General features: G+C 60.1%; 12 protein-coding genes and 1 pseudogene. 11 read left to right on the top strand and 2 right to left on the bottom strand.

Features of this window, described 5'->3' with window-relative positions; all coding sequences use genetic code 11:
* Positions 1-21: 21 nt before the first annotated feature.
* The gene (gene ligD / locus OLZ32_RS22000; protein WP_264422513.1) at positions 22-1,086 is read right to left on the bottom strand and encodes a non-homologous end-joining DNA ligase; all 1,065 of its coding nucleotides are present in this window, start codon (positions 1,084-1,086) and stop codon (positions 22-24) included.
* Positions 1,087-1,366: 280 nt separating this feature from the next.
* Here ligD and OLZ32_RS21995 point away from each other — a divergent pair, with 280 nt between their 5' ends.
* The 3 genes from OLZ32_RS21995 to OLZ32_RS21985 are packed head-to-tail and all read left to right on the top strand — an operon-like array spanning position 1,367 to position 6,811.
* The gene (locus OLZ32_RS21995; RefSeq protein ID WP_264422511.1) at positions 1,367-2,119 is read left to right on the top strand and encodes an ImuA family protein; all 753 of its coding nucleotides are present in this window, start codon (positions 1,367-1,369) and stop codon (positions 2,117-2,119) included.
* Positions 2,040-3,551: a Y-family DNA polymerase gene (locus tag OLZ32_RS21990; RefSeq protein ID WP_264422509.1), complete on the top strand. Its 1,512-nt coding sequence runs from the start codon at positions 2,040-2,042 to the stop codon at positions 3,549-3,551. Before OLZ32_RS21995 ends, OLZ32_RS21990 begins: the two co-directional genes overlap by 80 nt.
* A complete protein-coding gene (locus OLZ32_RS21985) occupies positions 3,548-6,811 on the top strand; it encodes an error-prone DNA polymerase (protein ID WP_264422507.1) in 3,264 nt (1,087 codons plus the stop codon). Before OLZ32_RS21990 ends, OLZ32_RS21985 begins: the two co-directional genes overlap by 4 nt.
* Positions 6,812-6,864: 53 nt before the next feature.
* Here OLZ32_RS21985 and OLZ32_RS21980 read toward each other — a convergent pair.
* A pseudogene (locus tag OLZ32_RS21980) lies at positions 6,865-7,593 on the bottom strand (SDR family NAD(P)-dependent oxidoreductase).
* 159 nt (positions 7,594-7,752) lie between these two features.
* Between OLZ32_RS21980 and OLZ32_RS21975 the strand changes: the two are divergent.
* The 8 genes from OLZ32_RS21975 (at position 7,753) to OLZ32_RS21940 (ending at position 18,321) form a co-directional block, all read left to right on the top strand.
* Positions 7,753-9,948 carry a dehydrogenase E1 component subunit alpha/beta gene (locus tag OLZ32_RS21975; protein WP_264422505.1) on the top strand — a complete coding sequence of 732 codons (2,196 nt, stop codon included), beginning with the start codon at positions 7,753-7,755 and terminating at the stop codon, positions 9,946-9,948.
* 11 nt (positions 9,949-9,959) lie between these two features.
* The gene (locus OLZ32_RS21970; protein ID WP_264422503.1) at positions 9,960-11,234 is read left to right on the top strand and encodes a 2-oxo acid dehydrogenase subunit E2; all 1,275 of its coding nucleotides are present in this window, start codon (positions 9,960-9,962) and stop codon (positions 11,232-11,234) included.
* Positions 11,231-11,986 carry a GntR family transcriptional regulator gene (locus OLZ32_RS21965; protein WP_264422501.1) on the top strand — a complete coding sequence of 252 codons (756 nt, stop codon included), beginning with the start codon at positions 11,231-11,233 and terminating at the stop codon, positions 11,984-11,986. Before OLZ32_RS21970 ends, OLZ32_RS21965 begins: the two co-directional genes overlap by 4 nt.
* Before the next feature lie 114 nt (positions 11,987-12,100).
* Positions 12,101-12,886 (top strand): SDR family NAD(P)-dependent oxidoreductase, encoded by a 786-nt coding sequence (locus tag OLZ32_RS21960; protein WP_264422499.1) that lies wholly within the window; start codon positions 12,101-12,103, stop codon positions 12,884-12,886.
* A 126-nt stretch (positions 12,887-13,012) separates the two neighbouring features.
* The gene (locus OLZ32_RS21955) at positions 13,013-14,008 is read left to right on the top strand and encodes an ABC transporter permease (RefSeq protein WP_264422497.1); all 996 of its coding nucleotides are present in this window, start codon (positions 13,013-13,015) and stop codon (positions 14,006-14,008) included.
* A 33-nt stretch (positions 14,009-14,041) separates the two neighbouring features.
* A complete protein-coding gene (locus OLZ32_RS21950) occupies positions 14,042-15,043 on the top strand; it encodes a sugar ABC transporter substrate-binding protein (RefSeq protein ID WP_264422494.1) in 1,002 nt (333 codons plus the stop codon).
* A gap of 6 nt (positions 15,044-15,049) precedes the next feature.
* Complete coding sequence (locus tag OLZ32_RS21945; protein WP_319641133.1) at positions 15,050-17,233, top strand: ABC transporter permease; 2,184 nt, start codon at positions 15,050-15,052, stop codon at positions 17,231-17,233.
* The gene (locus tag OLZ32_RS21940; RefSeq protein ID WP_264422492.1) at positions 17,230-18,321 is read left to right on the top strand and encodes an SMP-30/gluconolactonase/LRE family protein; all 1,092 of its coding nucleotides are present in this window, start codon (positions 17,230-17,232) and stop codon (positions 18,319-18,321) included. The genes OLZ32_RS21945 and OLZ32_RS21940 overlap by 4 nt, the downstream gene beginning before the upstream one ends.

Raw genomic sequence — 18,321 nt, 5'->3', positions numbered from 1 at the left:
TAGCGTATGGCGCCGGTTTCGCTAGTCGAGCCGGAAAACGTCGGCATTGTCCTGGCGTTCGCGCAGGCCCTTGTAGGATGGATGACGTAGTTTCCCGTCAGTCGACCAGGCGCGAAACTCGATCTCGGCGATCAGTGTCGGCTCGACCCAGACAATGTCGGCACTTCCGGAATAGGGCAGGGGCGGTTGCTTTCGCTTCCATCGCAGCGTGTCCAGCATCTTCCGTAACCTGTTGGCCTCGGCTTCCTTGAAGCCTGTTCCGACGCTTCCCACATGAACGAGATCGGCATCGCGGTAGGCGGCAAGCACTAATGAGCCGAAGCCGGCAGGGGACGCCGCCGACCTCTCATAACCGACGATGAAGAACGCTTCGCTCTGGATGCATTTGACTTTCACCCAATCTCCGGTCCGGCCAGAGCGATAGGGCCGGTCGAGACGCTTGCCGACGATGCCTTCCAAGCCGAGGCGGCAGACGTGCTGCAGCAGGACGGCTGGTTCGCCATCGAGTGTTTCCGATAGCCTGACGGCGCCGACTTGATCATTCTTTAGGCCGTTTAACGTGTCCTCGAGAAGGTGTCGGCGCGATCGGTATTCGACACCGCGCAAATCGTGGCCATCAAGGTAGATAAGATCGAACGCGTAGAGGACCGCGTTAGAGGCCCGGTTGCCAGCTTGTTTGTCGGATGCGCCCAGCGATTGCTGCAACAGCCCAAAATCCGGCCGCCCCTCATCGTCGAGCACGACGGCTTCGCCATCGATGATCATCGTCGCCGGCCCGAGCGCTCGGGCGGCCTGCTCTATCGCCGGAAACCGGTGCGTCCAGTCATGGCCGCCACGCGTGAGGATCCTAATCCCTTGCGGCTCGACATGAACGGCAAGGCGATAGCCATCCCATTTCAGCTCCCAACTCCACTCGTTTCCCTTTGGAGGATGGGCCTTCAGTTGCGCCAGCGCAGGCTCGACGCGCTCGGGCATGGGATCGAACAGCAGCTGTGGTTGGGCGGGATTGCGCTTGCCTCGCGGCCGGGAACGGATCGGGGCCTCGGTGTCGCGAAGGAGGGGTTTTGATCTCGGAGGCTTCGGCATGCCGACAGTTCAGCAGAAAAATCTTAAAGACACTGTGACGATGCCGACTTGTCCCCGCAATTCACACAAAGGGATTAGCGCCCGTAAACGCTCGGAAAAAATCCGCGGGCCGCTATTGGGCTGATTCTCATGGGTATTCTGCTGATTTCTAATGTTCAGGATAATATTCCCATCCTTCCGGTTGCTTGACTCTTTTATTGGGTCGGAACAGAAAGAGAACATCCGCATTTGATCGACATGATGTCGGCCGCCAACACGACCTTGAAGGGAGCCGTGAACGATGACTGCTGCCCGTGAACGGGTGATTTCCGATTTGCGCGAGCGCATCGCCTCGCTGGAGGGCGTGTCAGCCAGAAAGGCCGGCTGTCTGTCCTTCGGCGTGCCGGAAATCGATGCGGTCCTGCCGGGAGGTGGTCTGGCCTATGGCGCCCTGCACGAATTTGCCGGCGGCGGATCGGGCACGGTGGATGGTGCGGCGGCGGCGCTCTGTGCGGCGGCCATCGCGGCCCGCACCAAAGGCCCGATCGTCTGGTGCCTGACGCGCCCCGATCTGTTTTTTCCTGCGCTCGCCCAGGTCGGCCTCCATCCCGACCGGGTGATCTTTGTCGAATCCGACAGGGAAGAAGACGTCCTGGCAAACATGGAGGAAGGGCTGTCCTTCGGCGGGCTCGGCGCAGTCGTTGGTGAACTCGTTCGCCTGCCGATGGTCAGCTCGCGCCGGCTGCAGCTGGCGGCTGAGCGAACGGGCACGATGGCGCTTGCCGTGCGACGCTGGCGGCGACAGACGGAGGCCAATGATTTCGGGCAGCCGACGGCATCGACCACCCGATGGCGGGTCAGCGTCATGCCGTCGGAGGAATTGCCAGTGCCGGGTGTGGGGAGGGCCCAATGGTTGCTGGAATTGATGCGCGTGAAAGCGGGTGAATGTGCAGAGTTTCTCGTGAGGGCGTGCGATGACAAGGGTTGTCTCGATCTATCTTCCGGATCTGCCGACGGATCGCATTCGTCGCGCCGATCCGTCTATTCCGCCTGAACAGGCGATCGCCGTGATCGCCAGGAGCGGCTCGAAACGCTGGGTGTCGGCCGCCGACGCGGCCGCCAGGAAAGCCGGCGTCCATGTCGGCATGCCGGCGGCCAAAGCACAGGCGCTGTTCCGCGGCCTGATGCTGGTCGATGCGGATCCTGCAAAGGATGCTGCAGCACTCGAACGCATTACCCTTTGGGCGCTGACGCTCTATTCTCCGATTGTTGCGGTCGATGGGATCGATGGGATCGTCATGGACACCGAGGGTGCCGATCACCTGCAGGGCGGCGAGCTCGCCATGGTGACGAAGATCGCCAATCAGTTCCTGGCAAAAAAACTCACGCCCCGTGTCGCGATCGCCGACACCTGGGGTGGAGCTCACGCCTGCGCCCGCGCCATCAGCCGCGACACGGTCATCGTGCCTTCAGGTGAGACCGTCCGCGCCGTCGAAAAGCTGCCGATATCGTTGCTGCGCCTTCCCGGGAAAGTCGTCAGCGATCTGCGCACGCTTGGCTTCCAGACCATCGGCGAATTGGGCAACACGCCGCGCGCGCCGCTGACGCTTCGTTTTGGTCCGGAGATCGCTCGGCGGCTCGACCAGATGTTCGGACGCATCTGCGAACCGATCGATCCGATCCGCACCGCCGAGCTCGTCGAGGTGAGCAGCGCCTTTGCCGAGCCGATCGGTGCTGCCGAAACCATCAACAAATATGTTGGCCGGCTGGTCGTGCAACTGATCGAGGAGCTGCAAAGGCGCGGCCTTGGTGTTCGGCGCGCCGACCTGATCGTCGAAAAGGTTGACGGTACGCGGAAGGCAATCCGCGCCGGCACGGTGAAGCCGGTGCGCGACGTCGCCTGGCTGACGAAGCTGTTTCGCGACCGGACGGAAAAGATTGAGCCCGGCTTCGGGATCGAGAAGCTCACCCTGGCCGCCGTCATGGCCGAGCCGCTGGAGGAGCGCCAGAAATCCTCCTCGCTGGTCGAGGAGGAAGTGAAGGACGTGACGCCGCTGATCGATATCTACGGCAATCGTGGCCAGCGCGTGTATCGCGTGGCACCCGTTGCCTCCGACGTGCCCGAGCGCTCCGTCCAGCGCATCAGTCCTGCTGCCGATCCGGTCGAGGTCACCTGGGTCAGCCATTGGCGACGGCCGGTCCGGCTGCTGGCGCGTCCGGAACTGATTGAGGCCATCGCCTTGCTGCCGGACCGCCCGCCGGTCTCGATCACCTGGCGCGGCAAGCGCCGGAAGATCAAGCGGGCCGATGGGCCTGAGCGGATTTTTGGCGAGTGGTGGCAGCGCGACGCCGAGATGGAGGCGGTGCGGGACTACTTCGTCATCGAAGACGAGGCCGGCGAGCGCCTCTGGGTCTTTCGCTCCGGCGATGGCATCGATCCTGAAACCGGAAGCCACCGCTGGTTCATCCACGGGATCTTCGCATGAGCTATGCCGAGCTGCAGGTCACGACCCATTTTTCCTTCCTGCGCGGAGCGAGCTCGGCGCAGGAACTGTTCGAGACCGCCAAGGCTCTCGGCATCGAAGCCCTCGGCGTTGTCGATCGCAATTCGCTTGCCGGGATCGTCCGGGCGCTTGAAGCATCGCGCGCCACGGGATTACGCCTCATTGTCGGTTGCCGGCTCGATCTGGCCGACGGCATGTCGTTGCTGGTCTACCCGACCGACCGGGCTGCCTATTCCCGGCTGACCCGCCTCGTCACGCTCGGCAAGTCGCGCGGCGGCAAGAACAACTGCATTCTCCACTGGGACGATGTCATTGCCTACGCCGACGGCATGATCGGCATCCTGGTGCCGGACCTGCCGGATGATGTCTGCGCGATCCAGCTGCGCAAGATGGCCGAGCTGTTTGGGGATCGGGCCTATGTATCGCTTTGTCTGCGGCGCCGGCAGAACGACCAGCTGCGGCTGCATGAGATCTCAAATCTCGCAACACGATTTAAGGTGCGAACGGTCGTCACCAATGACGTCCTCTTCCATGAGCCAGGCCGTCGGCAGTTGCAGGACATTGTCACCTGCATCCGCACCCGCACGACGATCGACGAAGTCGGCTTCGAGCGCGAGCGACACGCTGATCGTTATCTGAAGCCGCCCGAAGAAATGGAGCGGCTGTTTCCGCGATACCGGCAAGCCCTCGCGCGAACGATGGAGATCGTCCGTCGGTGCACTTTCTCGCTCGAGGAACTTACCTACCAATATCCGGAGGAGGCGATCGTACCGGGCAAGGATGCCCAGGCTTCGCTGGAGCATTATGTCTGGCAATGCGTGCCCGATCGCTATCCCGAAGGTCTGCCGCCCGATGTGTTGAAGGTCGTGCGGCACGAGCTCGACCTCATCCGCACCATGAAATACGCGCCCTATTTTCTGACCGTCTTCTCGATCGTGCGCTATGCGCGGTCTCAAGGCATTCTTTGCCAGGGGAGGGGTTCTGCAGCCAACAGCGCCGTCTGCTACATTCTCGGCATTACCAGTATCGATCCCTCGACAAACGATCTTCTGTTCGAGCGTTTTGTATCCCAGGAGCGCGACGAGCCGCCGGATATCGATGTGGATTTCGAGCACGAGCGGCGCGAAGAGGTGATCCAGTGGATCTATCGCACCTATTCCAGAGAAAAGGCAGCGCTCTGCGCCACCGTGACCCGCTATCGCGCCCGCGGCGCGATCCGCGATGTCGGCAAGGCGCTCGGCCTGCCGGAGGATGTGATTAAGGCCTTGTCGTCGGGCATGTGGGCCTGGTCGGAGGAGGTTTGCGATCGCAATGTCCGCGAGCTCAATCTCAATCCAGACGACCGGCGCCTTGTCCTCACCTTGAAGCTCGCACAGCAGCTGATGGGTGCCCCGCGGCATCTCGGCCAGCATCCCGGCGGGTTTGTCCTCACCCATGATCGGCTCGACGATCTCGTGCCGATCGAACCGGCCACGATGAAGGACCGTCAGATCATCGAATGGGACAAGGACGACGTCGAAGCCCTGAAATTCATGAAGGTGGACATCCTGGCCCTCGGGATGCTGACCTGCATGGTCAAGGCCTTTGATCTGATCCGCGAGCACAAGGACCGCGATCTCGACCTGTCGAAGATCGAGCAGGAGGATCCTGCGACCTATGTGATGATCCGCAAGGCCGATACGCTCGGCACGTTTCAGATCGAAAGCCGCGCGCAGATGGCGATGCTGCCGCGGCTGAAACCCCGAACCTTCTACGACCTCGTGGTGCAGGTCGCCATTGTCCGGCCCGGTCCGATCCAGGGGGACATGGTGCATCCCTATCTGCGCCGGCGCGAAGGCAAGGAGGCCGTCGAATATCCGACGGCCGAGCTTGAGGCGGTCCTGGGCAAGACGCTCGGCGTACCGCTGTTTCAAGAATCGGCGATGCGGGTGGCGATGGTCTGCGCCGGCTTTACCGGTGGCGAGGCCGACCAGCTGCGCAAGTCGATGGCGACCTTCAAGTTCACCGGCGGCGTCTCGCGGTTCAAGGACAAGCTCGTGTCCGGCATGGTGAGGAACGGCTACACGCCGGAATTCGCCGAAAAGACCTTCTCTCAGCTCGAAGGCTTTGGCTCCTATGGTTTTCCGGAGAGCCATGCGGCCTCGTTCGCGCTCATTGCCTACGCCTCCAGCTATGTGAAATGCCATTATGCCGACGCGTTCTGCGCGGCCTTGATCAATAGCCAACCCATGGGTTTCTACGCGGTCGCCCAGATCGTCGGGGATGCGCGCAACCACGGTGTGGAGATCCGGCCGGTCTGTATCAACCGTTCTCGCTGGGACTGCACGCTCGAGCAGGTCAAGGGAGACGAGGGCCATCATGCCGTCCGCCTGGGGATGCGTCTGGTGCGTGGACTGGCCGCAGTCGATGCGGCTCGCATCGTGGCCGCCCGTGTCGATCAGCCCTTCGACAGCGTCGATGACATGTGGCGGCGCTCCGGCGTACCAGCGGCGTCGCTGGTCGAACTGGCGGAGGCCGATGCTTTCCTGCCATCGCTCGAACTTCAGCGACGAGACGCGCTGTGGGCGATCAAAGCGTTGCGCGATGAGCCACTGCCACTCTTTGCTGCTGCGGCCGAGCGCGAGATGAAGACGATAGCCGAGCAGCAGGAGCCTGACGTCAAACTCCGGCAGATGACAGATGGGCACAACGTCATCCAGGACTACAGCCATACTGGTCTGACCCTGCGCGAGCACCCGATCGCGTTCTTGCGCAAGGACCTTGCCGCTCGGAGCATCGTCCCCTGCGGGGAGGCCATGTCGGCCGGCGATGGCCGTTGGTTGATGACCGCGGGCCTCGTTCTCGTCCGTCAGATGCCGGGTTCGGCCAAGGGTGTGATGTTCCTGACGATCGAGGACGAGACCGGTCCGGCAAACATCGTTGTGTGGCCAAAGCTCTTCGAGCGGCGCCGGCGCGTTGTGCTCGGATCGAGCATGATGGCAATCAATGGCCGTATCCAGCGGGAGGGGGACGTCGTGCACCTCATCGCCCAGCAACTGTTCGATCTCTCGGGCGACCTATCCGCCTTGGCCGATCGTGATGGGGAGTTCAAACTGCCGACGGGTCGCGGTGACGAGTTCGCCCATGGATCGCCGGGCAGCCCGGATTCGCGGGATCGAGCGCCGGTGGTCAAGCCGCGGGACATTTTCGTCCCCGATTTGCATATTGATACGTTGAAGGTGAAGGCTAGGAATTTTCACTGAGGAATTCAGTTTCTTCGATGGAGAATGCGACGGTTCGATTCCGGTCAGCTAGGTCAATGGAAGAAAACGCCCCCATTGATGTCCATCATCGATCCTGACATGTAGCTGCCGCCGCTCCCCAAGAGGAACACAACTGCAGCTGCGATTTCCTCCGGCTCCGCGAAGCGTCGCAACGGCAAGCTCTCGGAATTGTAGCCCTTGCCTTGGATCATGCCTGTGTCAGTCGCGCCCGGTGCGACACCGTTGACGAGGACGTTGTGAGGCGCGCCGCGCCTTGACAGCCAACGAACGAAAGCATGAATGCCACCCTTGGTGAACGCATAGTCCGGTCCCGACAATATCCCGCCCATCCAGCCTGCTACGGAACCGCAGAGCACGATGCGACCTTCCTCTCGCTCCACCATGCCGGGGAAAAAGGCTCTAGTGACATTGATCGGCCCCTTGATATTGACCGCGAGAGTGCGGTCCAGCACATCGTCTCAGCCCGGCTCAAGCCAATCTCCCGGGGGACATAGAGCGGCGGTATCCACCACGCCGTAAACTGGTCCGGTCTCCTGCGCGATCCGTTCGACCTCCGAACGATCGGTGCTGTCCACCTGATATATAACCGCATGCGAGGCTAACGCTCCAAGACACGAAGCAACCATCTCCGGTGTCGCAATGTCCATGAGGATCAGTCGCGCTCCCGCTTCATGACACAGTCTGGCCGTAGCCCCTCCTATTCCTCCCGCCGCGCCAGTTATCACGATGAGCTTGTCGGCGAGTTCACGCGTTGATGCCATTAATTTCTTCCTTCGCGTCTTATGAGTGTATATCTCAATGCCACAATTATCAGAAGAAAGTGTGATATCATATTTGTGATTGACTCCAAATAGGTTTCGTTGGATGTTGTCCCGGCGGAGAAGGGAGTCTCCACAGCGTATCGCGGGAGGCGAATATTCATGAAACTGAACAACGTTCCAATGACGACGCAGATGCGCGAGCTCGCCGTCGAGGACACGGACTGGGAGTTGTTCAGTGCCGCGGATGCCAAGCGTCTCGTGATGTTGACGCTCGCCTGCCGCAGGTTCGAGGAAACCATCCTTCAGCTTGACAAACTCGGCCTGGTGCATGGGCCGGCGCATTCCAGCATTGGACAAGAGGGAGCCGCGGCAGGTTGCTTGGCAGCCCTGCCCAATGGGACCAAGATCAACGGAACGCATCGCTCCCATCATAACTGTATGAGCAAACTGTTGAGCGCGCTCTACCATGAGGGTTTCGACCCGGTCGCCGTCAACCGCATGCCGGAAGACATGCGCAGGGAAGTCTTCGCAATGATGAGCGAGGTCCTGGGCCTTCGGACAGGATGGAACGGCGGCCGCGGCGGCTCCATGCACATGCGCAAGGACGAACTCGGGATCATGGGAACCGACGCGATCGTCGCCGGCGGAATGCCACTCGCCGTGGGCGTCGCCTTCGCCGACAGGGTGCGCAAGTACGACACGATCACGGTGACGTTTTTCGGTGACGGCGCGATCCATCAAGGTACCGCCCACGAGGCTATGAACCTTGCGGCGCTTTATTCGCTGCCTATGATTTTCTTCCTTGAGAACAATCATTACGCCGTTTCGATGAGTGTCGAGCAATCGACGCGGGAGACGATGTTGCTGACGCGCCCCGTCGCTCATGGCATAGCCGCTGTCCGGGTCGATGGAATGAACCCGTTTGCGGTCTGGCTGGCAACGCGATGGGCGGAGGAGCACATCAAGGAAAACGGCGGCCCGGCATTCATCGAGGCCGACGTTTACCGATACTACCATCAGAGCCGGCCGTTCCCGGGAAGCGCCTTCGGCTATCGTACCAAGGACGAAGAATCCGAATGGCGCGCCAGGGACCCGATCGATTTCCTGAGGCGCGAGCTTCCCGCACGCGGCATCCTGAGCGCTGCGGACATCGACAGCATCGACGCCATGGTCAGGGAAGCGATGGAGTCGGCCAACGCCGAGATCGTCGAAGGGCTAGGGTCATCGACCCGCATTCGAGAGGAACTCTGGCCCGACACCAGCGATCCCGATGCCGGGTTGGTCGGCGACCTCAGCGAGTTCGACGGCGTCAATTTCACGGAAGTCGAAGATCATCGGTCTGAAGACATGGTCGAGATGTCGCTGATCGAAGCCATGCCCAGGGTCATGGGCGCAAACATGGCAAAGGACGACACCATCTACGTGTTTGGCGAAGACGTCGCCAACATGAACGGCGGCACTGTCGGCGCGACGCGTGGATTGGTGGCACAGTTTCCCGACCGCATCATCAACACGCCGATCACGGAAAACGGCTTCTGCGGTCTTGCGAACGGTGCGGCGACGTCTGGGCTGAAGCCCGTCATCGAACTCATGTACAGCGACTTCGCGCTCGTCGCTGCGGATCAACTGTTCAATCACTCGGCGAAAATTCGCCACTTGTTCAATGGAAAGCATTCAGTCCCGCTCGTTCTGAGATGCCGGATTCCTGGCACCGAGGGATACGGTTCTCAACATTCAATGGACCCAGCAGGCATCTTTGCGCTCTATCCTGGCTGGCGTGTCGTGGCCGCGTCCAACGCGTTCGACTATGTAGGGCTGATGAATACAGCGTTGCGCTGCACCGATCCGGTTCTCGTAATCGAGCATCAGGGTCTTTACAATCGAAAGGGCCCAGTGCCCAAGAACTTCGACCACTTCATACCGATCGGAAAAGCAAAACGGGTCGCAGAGGGCAACCAGATCACGTTGCTCACCACGCTTGCCCTGGTCGAACCTTGCATTGAGGTGGCGCGGGAGATGGGGTGCTCCGCCGACATTATCGACTTGCGCACCCTTTCGCTCCGGGACATCGATTATGAGACGATCGGCGCGTCCATCCGCAAGACGGGCAATGTCGCTATTGTCGAGCAGACTACCCGCGGCACCAGCCTGGGCTCCCACATCGCCGATGAAATCCAGCGCCGTTTCTTCGACTATCTGGACCAGCCGGTGAAACGTGTGACAGGAGGCTGGGCCGCGCCGACCGTCTCGAAAGTGCTGGAACGGGCGGCGCTTGCCGGACCCGAGGACATCCGTGATGTGATCGCGTCGTTGTTGCGCGATAGCGGTCAGCCGCTCCTCGACAAGATCGCGTGAGGGGAGCGAAGATGTCCATCTCAATTCTCCTTCCCTCGCTTTCGCCCTCCATGGAAACGGGCAACATCGTCCGCTGGCTCAAGAAGGAAGGCGACGAGGTCAAGATCGGCGACGTGATCGCCGAGATCGAGACGGACAAGGCGACAATGGAAATCGAAGCTTTCGACGAAGGCACGCTGTCCAGGATCATGCGGCCGGAGGGTTCTCTTGATGTGCCCGTCAATGAGGTAATCGGAATGCTGACGGCTCTCGGTGGAACAATTTCGGACAGAGGCGGTGTGTCGGACGCAGCTCTTTCCATTGCCACTGCTGAAATCGAGCCCAAGATGACCGGTGCGATACAAACGGGTGCAACGACCGATCGCGTCTTCGCGTCTCCGCTTGCAAAGCGAATTGCAAGCGAGGAGCACGTCGATCTAAGTGGGCTGGTCGGTAGTGGTCCGCGCGGCCGGATCGTGCGACGCGATGTCGAGGCGAGTGTTTCCGGCAGGCCGTCTGCACATCAAACCGCTGTTGACGAAGTGCTCCCGGAGCCGGCTCGAACCACATTCGGGAACGCCGAACAGGTTATCCGGATGTACGAACCTGGTTCGTACGATGAGATCAGCCTGGATGGAATGCGGAGAACGATCGCCTCCAAGGTGGTCGAGGCGAAACGCACCGTTCCGCATTTTTACTTGTCGATCGATTGCGACGCCGACGCATTGTTAAAGCTTAGGGGCGAATTGAACGCGACACAGATGCGGGCTGATGCGCAGGCGATGAAGCTGACGGCCAACGACTTCATCGTCAAGGCTCTCGCGATCTCCATGCAGGAATGTCCCGAAGCCAACGTCGTTTGGGCGGAGGATCGCGTTCTCCGGTTCAAACATTCCGACATCGCCGTCGCGGTCGCCGTCGACGGCGGCCTCTATATTCCCGTCGTGCGGCGCGCTGAAACGAAAAGCCTTTCGTCCATTTCATCCGAAATCAAGATGCTGGCGGAGCGCGCCAGGGCGGGCAAACTCGCGCCTGAAGACTACAGAGGTGGTTCCGCCTCGATATCGAATCTCGGAATGTATGGGGTCTCGAACTTCCAGCCGATCATCAACCCGCCACACGCATTCATCCTTGGCATTGGAGCCGTCGAGGAACGCTTGGTGTCGAGGAATGGACAACCAACTTCAATTCGTGCTTTCACGGTGACGATGTCCTGTGACCACCGGGCGATGGACGGCGCATTGGCCGCCCGCTTGCTCGCGACGTTCAAGGCTGCAGTTCAGAACCCCATGAGGATATTGGTTTGACCAAGAGCTATTCAGTCGCGGACAATCTTCCGCGTGTCGAGCGCAACACGCTCGCCGACGTCGTCTATTCGGAGATCAAGGAATTGATCCTGTCCGGACTGATCGCGCCTGGTGAACGCCTGACGCTCAGGAGGCTCGCGGCAGCCGTCGGAACGAGCCCCATGCCCGTCCGAGACGCCGTGAGCCGACTTGTCGCCGAGAAGGCGCTGGAAATGCTTCCTAACCGTTCAATCCAGGTGTCGTGGCCGTCCCGGGAGAGGTTTGAAGAGATAATCGCGATCCGTTGCACGGTGGAGGGCCTCGCCGCGGAAGCGGCCTGTCGTAGACGCACCGAGGTCGAACTTGCGGAGATCAAGCGCGAAGCCGAAATGTTCGAGACTTTCGCTCATGGCGCGACGCCCGACCCCATGGAGGCGATGCGCGCCAATCGAAGGATGCATTTCGCGATCTATCGTGCGGCTGGCATGCCGACCCTACTTCAAATCATCGAGGCGCTCTGGCTACAGGTCGGACCGGTATTCTGGGCATCGGTCGGAGGCGAGATCAAGGCACACGCGGCGGGGAAATCACCCTCTCACACCAGCGAGATGCTCGACACCACTTATCGGTCGCACGCGGCGCTCGTCGAAGCGATCGAGGCGAGGGACGGACAGCGCGCCCGGCAGGCGGTCGTTGATGACGTCGAAAAGGCCGCGGTCATGATCGTGCGCTCCGGCCGGCTGAATGACGCCGAGGGATGGGTGCTCAGATGAAAGTGCCTTTCGACAAGCATTGGAGCGAAGCTATCGCGATATCAAGTGTGATCACAAATATCATATCGTCCACGTATCCCTGCGCGCGGTTTTCTGGGAGTGGAGGAGTTCAGCATGACTTTGGTCGGTAAACTCGCTGTTGTAACGGGCGGTGCGAGCGGCATCGGGGCCGCCTGCTGCCGCGAATTCGTTCGCCAAGGCGCACGCGTCGTCGTATTGGACCGCGCTGAGGACCAGGCACGTGCGGTCGCCGCAGAGTTGAATGGTGTCGCCAAAGCTCTGGATGTCGGTAGTCCGGAACACATCGAAGCCGTTGCAAAGGAAATAGAGGCCGAACTCGGCATACCCGATGTCGTCGTCAACAGCGCGGGCATAATTCAGCTCCCTCTGCCTCCGGAAGACCTGTCTCTCGAATTGTGGGACGACGTCATACGGATAAACCAGCGCGGCACCTATCTCACCTGCCTTGCATTCGGCAGACGAATGGTGACCGCCCGGAAGGGAAGTATCGTCAATATCGCGTCCATCGCGGGCATGCGTTCGATGCCGCTGCATGCCTATTCGCCAGCCAAGGCGGCCGTTATCGCGATGACCGAGAACCTCGCGGCGGAATGGGGTCGTTCGCAGGTGCGGGTCAACGCGGTTTCACCTGGATACACACTGACCCCTGCGATCAAGGGAGCGATCGATCGGGGTGAGCGTGATCCAAGCAGATTGTCGGAAAACTCGGCCCTTGGTCGGATGGTGGAGCCGGAAGAAATCGCTGCTGTCGTCGTCTTTCTGGCGGGTCCCGCGGCTTCAGCGGTGACCGGTGCGAACATACCCGTCGACTGCGGCGCGACCGTCGCGATGTCATGGAATCCATATGGTGGGGTGGGTAGAAAGCCGCCGAATGATTGATAGGAGCTCGCTATCACTGACATTCAATCCATTCGATTGTGTGAAGATTTCGGTGCGGTAGTCGTAAACACGGAGTGAAGGGACCGCGGATTTCGGGAGAGTATCCGCGCATCACGGGAGGTAGGAATGTCGAGCAGTGCCCGGACAAGACGCAAGCCTTTGGCGGTGACGCAGGAAGCGATCGTCTTCCTTATTTTCGTCGTCGCCTTCGCTTGCTTCTCAATCTTTCTCAGGGGTTTTTTCACCTTCGACAATATCGGATCGTTGCTCCAGAACGTTGCGATCCTGGGAATTCTGGGCTTGGCGATGGGCCTCGTGGTGATCGGACGCGGCATCGATCTCGCCATCGTGGCGATCATGGCGATCACGATGGCCTGGTCGCTCAATCTCATGAATATGGGCTATTTGCCGGTTGTTGCGCTTGCGGCCGGTTTGGCGCTGGCTCTGATAATCGGTGCGATCCAAGGTTTCCTCATTGCTTACGTGGAAATTCCAGCGATCTTCGCGACGCTTGCGATGGGAACCGTCGTGTATGGTTTCGGACGCGTCGCGCTCGTCGATCAGGACATCATCTATCTGTCCGGCGACGCAGGGCCGCTTCAAAAGATCGGAGGTGGAACGATCCTCGATATCCCCGTGCCCGTGTGGTTGATGTGTGCGCTCGCGCTGCTGATCTTCGTCGTGCTCAAGTACACGAAGCTGGGTGTTTTCATCAGGAGCATGGGCGACAATCCTCTCAGGGCACGTATCGCCGGAATGCCAGTGAGGCCGCTAATCATCCTGCAATATGTGATTTCCGCGGCGATCGGTTTTCTCGCCGGACTAATCATGGCGATGGTCGTCGGGAGCATGAACACCCGCATCGTCGTGTCGACAATGGTTTACGACGTCGTCCTCGTCGTCGTCCTGGGCGGTATCGGCTTGAGCGGCGGCAAAGGCGGCGTGCGCAACGTCATCGTCGGTACCTTGCTTATCGGAACGTTGCTGAACGGAATGACCATTTTGGACGTGCCCTACACCGTCCAGAACATCGTCAAGGGGTTGATCCTGCTCGTCGCCATCACGGCGGACAGCATCGTCAATCCACGTGACGAACAGACATCGCAACAAGGCGATATTTGAAGGCTGACTTCAACCTAGGAGGAGGAGAAGGAAATGAAGGCATTCGTAAAACTCATTGCGGGGGTGGCGGTCGCCGCGTTCAGCTGGAACATCTCACTCGCAGATGTCCTCGATGATGGACAGAACGTGCAGTATTATCAGGACATGAAGGGCAAGAAGGTTGTCTTCGTGCCCCAGGCCGCTGGCATCGACAACGTCGAGGGCTACATCACCGCCATGCGCAAGCAGGCCGAGGCACTCGGATATACGATCGATATCCGCGACCCGAACTGGAATACGGATCTCGGTGCTCAGGCGATCAGTGCGGCTATTAATGAAAAGCCGGACGTTCTCGTCGTCATGAATCAGGACGTTCAGTCCTACGCGCGTCTGCTGAAGCAGGCGATGGCCGCTGGCATCCCGGTTATCCAGGTTCAGGTGAAATCGGTGACCACGACCGATGGCTACGCCGGACCTGAATGGTACGACGTCGGCTACCGCAACATCAAGGCGGCGATGGAAACGTGCAGCCCCACGAAGGGTAAGAGCGGCAAGATCGCCATCATCCAGGGCACGCCCACCAACCCTGCCAACGCATATGGCATGGCGGCGTTGGAAACGCTGACGGCCGAGAATCCCGACATCAAGGTCGTTTCGACACAGGCAGGCGACTGGGACGCTACGAAAGCACATGGTGTCGCCTCTACAGTGATCAAGCAGAATCCCGACCTCTGCGCCTATATCGGCTTCTGGGATGGCCAGGACATCGGCGTGGCGGCCGCGATCAAGGAGGCCGGACTGACAGGCAAGGTGCTTTTGTTCAGTTCGGGTGGTGGCAATCAATCGTCATGCGACCAGGTCAAGAACGGCGGCTTCGACTACTATCTCAGCTACGACGCCGCGGGACAGGCTCGCGATCTGAACGATGCGATCAAGGTCGTGTTCCAGCAAAAGAACGCTCCGGGAGAAAAGCCTTTCGTCTTCTACTCCAACGTCAAGATCGTCACCAAGGAAACCCTTACGCCGACATCTTGCTGGTCGAAGAAAGACTTCTAAATCGTCGTGGCGGTGGCGGCGGAAGCGCCCGCCACCGCATCTCTAATTTTCAGAGCGGGTAAGTTGATGCAGAACGGTGATGTCCTGTCGCGTTTGCGATACCGATTGTTCCCCGACCATGTCGTGGGCGAAATCCTTTCCAAGAGCTGGATCGACACCGCTATCCCGGCGATATTCCTCGTGCTCGTCCTTTCGGTGTATTCCGTCATCCTGCCGGGCTTCATGTCGACGGGGAACCTCCTCGACATCTCCCGCCAGCTTGGTGAGATCAGTTTCATCGTTTTCGGCCTCATGATCGTCATGATGGCTGGCGGCATCGACCTGAGCGTTGGCTCGACGATGGCGCTGACGAACTTCGTGGCGCTCGCGCTCATGAACATGTTCCATTGGCCGCTCTACGCCGTGATTCCCACGGTCATGTTCGTGGGTTGCCTGGTGGGACTGATCAACGGTGTGCTGATCGGCTATCTGCGTCTGCGCGCGTTTCTGACGACTCTAGCCATGCTCATTATCATACGGGCAATCGTTGACACTCTCGGTCTTGCCTACGGGCGAAAGATCGGGCTGGCGTTCGCCGACTCCGCCGCATGGGACTTCATGGGCATCGGTTTCCTAGTGGGAATCCCGGTCAATTTCGCCGCGGCGCTCGTTTTTGCCCTCGTAGTGCACATCGTGATGACGCGCATGCGGTTCGGATGGCATGTTCTTTCAGTCGGCGGCTCCAGGCGTTCAGCTCACAATGCCGGCATTTCAGTCCGGCGAACAGTCTGTATGACCTATGTCATCTCTGGTTTCATGACGAGCATCGCGGGCCTCTTCTATGCCTCCCGCCTCACGAGCGTCGGTTCTGACGTGGGGGTGGGCACTGAGATCACGGCGCTGACTGCTGCGGTGCTGGGTGGCATCAGCCTTGGCGGAGGCCGGGGTTCCGTTGCCAAAGCCTTGCTCGGCACTATTGTTGTCGTGCTTCTGACCAACGGCCTGCTCCGCCTTCAACTGCCGACAGGATCGAACTCCTTGATGCTGGGCGCTGTCATGCTGCTGGCGGTCGGCATTGACGTGAAGTGGGTCAAGAACCGCTATAAGCTCCTTTCCCGTGTTTACGTCTCGCCGACCTACGGCATCCTGCCGCCTATGGAATACAAGGTGCCAGGACCGGACTCGCCCTATCAGGTCAACGACACGCTCTACAAGTCGGAGCCTATTGGACTGGACGTCGTCGATGGCGCTGAGGATATCGCGTTCGACGAGGACGATAATCTCTATACCGGGTCACGCCACGGAGACATTCTCAGGTTCTTCGCACCCGACTACCAGCGCCACGAGATCTATGTTCACATCGGTGGCCAGCCTCTTGCAGTCCACATGAGCGGCGATGGCGAGCTGCACAGCTGCGTCGGCGGAATGGGCCTCTACAAGGTCACTAAGAACAGAGAAGTCGTGAAGTTGTCCGACGAGACCAACCGCAGCTGGTTCTCCATTATCGACGACAGCCGTATGCGCCTGGCCGACGACATGGACTTCGCGCCAGACGGTAAAATCTACTTCAGCGAGGCGACGATCCGTTACGACATGCATGATTGGACGGTCGACGCGCTCGAAATGCGCGGAAACGGGCGCCTGATCTGTTACGATCCCAAGGACGGCTCCTCGCGAACGGTGTTGCCCAAACGCGGATTCCCGAACGGCGTCTGCATGACCGGGGATGGGGAGTCGCTGCTATTCGCCGAGTCGTGGCTTTGCCGCATCAACCGCTACTGGTTCGCCGGGCCCAGGAAAGGCACGGTAGAGATCGTGACGGACACGCTTCCGGGCTATCCGGACAATATCAGGCGTTCGTCGGATGGTTGTTTCTGGATCGCGCTCGTCGGAATGCGGACGCCCGCTCTCGATCTTGCCTGCCGCATGCCGGGTTTTCGCAAGCGCATGGCACAGCGCATTCCGTTCGACGAATGGCTCCACCCGAACATCAACACGGGATGTGTGGTCAAGATCGATCTCGATGGAACCGTCAAGGGTGCCCTCTGGGACACGACGGGCGAAAAGCATCCGATGATCACTTCGATGCGCGAACACAAGGGGCATCTTTATCTCGGTGGCATCTACAACAACCGCCTGGGCCGAATACCGCTTCCGAACGCCAATTCGAACTTCGTCGACCGCGACTTCTACAAGGCGGGCCACCAATGATCTCCATTCGCAAATGGATCGATAGCTTCCGCGGCTCGGGCGAGGCGGCAGTTACAGTGCCTTCGATGGACGGTGCTTTGAAACCGAACAACCTGCTGAACGGCGCTCCAGTCATATGGGATGGAGGCGATAAGCCAGTTGGCAATTTGGCCTCCGATGGCCGCCGGGTCTTTTTCAGCCGGGGCGCAGAACTGGTCGTTCTCTATCCGAATTCCGAGCCCCGGCACATCCGCGATTGTGGTGGCCCGATATCGGCGATCGCCGCTCATGAATCGGGAACGGTGGCTGTCGGGGTGGCGGGCAAGGGAATTCTGCTTGGCACGGCAAACGGCGAATTCAAGGAGCTTGTCTCAAGTCAATTGCCGGTGAACTGCCCGGCGGCGATCTCTTTCGAGAGCGCCGACACCCTGGTCGTGGCGAACGGCTCTGCTACCAACGGCCCTGAAAAGTGGTGCCGCGATCTGATGGAGAAGAACCGCTCAGGCAGTGTGTGGCGTGTCGATCTCCGGAGCGGAGAGGCCAAGTGCATAGCGGGCGATCTCGGCTTTCCGGCGGGAGTGGTCGTCACCGCGACAGGCGATATTGTGATTGCGGAAAGCTGGCGGCACCAGCTTTTGCGGTTGACCCCTGGAGCGAACGCCACGGTGGTTCTCGACGATCTTCCCGGCTATCCTGGGGAGATCGTCCGAAGCTGCCAAGGTGGCTATTGGATTTCGATTTTCGCACCCCGGCGCCAGTTGATCGAGTTCGTGCTCCGGGAGGAAGGCTACCGGAAGGCGATGCTTGAATCCCTCGACGAACAGTATTGGGTCGCGCCTTCCCTCAGGACAGGCGTGAACTACTTCGAGCCGGTCCAAAGCGGAAGCGTCCGTCACCTCGGTATCGTCAAACCCTGGGCCCCGACCCGGTCTTATGGGCTGCTGGTGCGGCTCGACGAGAACTTCAATCCGAACGCCAGTTATCACAGCCGCGCAGACGCCAATCGGCACGGCATAACGAGCGCCGTCGAACAAGCTGGCAATGTGGTGGTCTCTTGCGCGGCAACGAACCAGTTGCTGGCTCTGGACCCAACAATCACGGAAGACTGA

Origin of the sequence: Rhizobium acaciae (assembly GCF_025941625.1) — a bacterium.
Lineage (GTDB): Bacteria > Pseudomonadota > Alphaproteobacteria > Rhizobiales > Rhizobiaceae > Rhizobium > Rhizobium acaciae.
This window is presented reverse-complemented; position numbering and strand designations above follow the sequence as displayed.

Bases quoted from the DNA above. Each gene is read 5' to 3' on its own strand.
- OLZ32_RS21960 (WP_264422499.1), top strand. From the start codon at position 12,101: ATGACTTTGGTCGGTAAACTCGCTGTTGTAACGGGCGGTGCGAGCGGC.
- OLZ32_RS21975 (WP_264422505.1), top strand. From the start codon at position 7,753: ATGAAACTGAACAACGTTCCAATGACGACGCAGATGCGCGAGCTCGCC.
- OLZ32_RS21990 (WP_264422509.1), top strand. From the start codon at position 2,040: ATGACAAGGGTTGTCTCGATCTATCTTCCGGATCTGCCGACGGATCGC.
- ligD (WP_264422513.1), bottom strand. From the start codon at position 1,086: ATGCCGAAGCCTCCGAGATCAAAACCCCTCCTTCGCGACACCGAGGCC.
- OLZ32_RS21940 (WP_264422492.1), top strand. From the start codon at position 17,230: ATGATCTCCATTCGCAAATGGATCGATAGCTTCCGCGGCTCGGGCGAG.
- OLZ32_RS21995 (WP_264422511.1), top strand. From the start codon at position 1,367: ATGACTGCTGCCCGTGAACGGGTGATTTCCGATTTGCGCGAGCGCATC.
- OLZ32_RS21955 (WP_264422497.1), top strand. From the start codon at position 13,013: ATGTCGAGCAGTGCCCGGACAAGACGCAAGCCTTTGGCGGTGACGCAG.
- OLZ32_RS21985 (WP_264422507.1), top strand. From the start codon at position 3,548: ATGAGCTATGCCGAGCTGCAGGTCACGACCCATTTTTCCTTCCTGCGC.
- OLZ32_RS21970 (WP_264422503.1), top strand. From the start codon at position 9,960: ATGTCCATCTCAATTCTCCTTCCCTCGCTTTCGCCCTCCATGGAAACG.
- OLZ32_RS21950 (WP_264422494.1), top strand. From the start codon at position 14,042: ATGAAGGCATTCGTAAAACTCATTGCGGGGGTGGCGGTCGCCGCGTTC.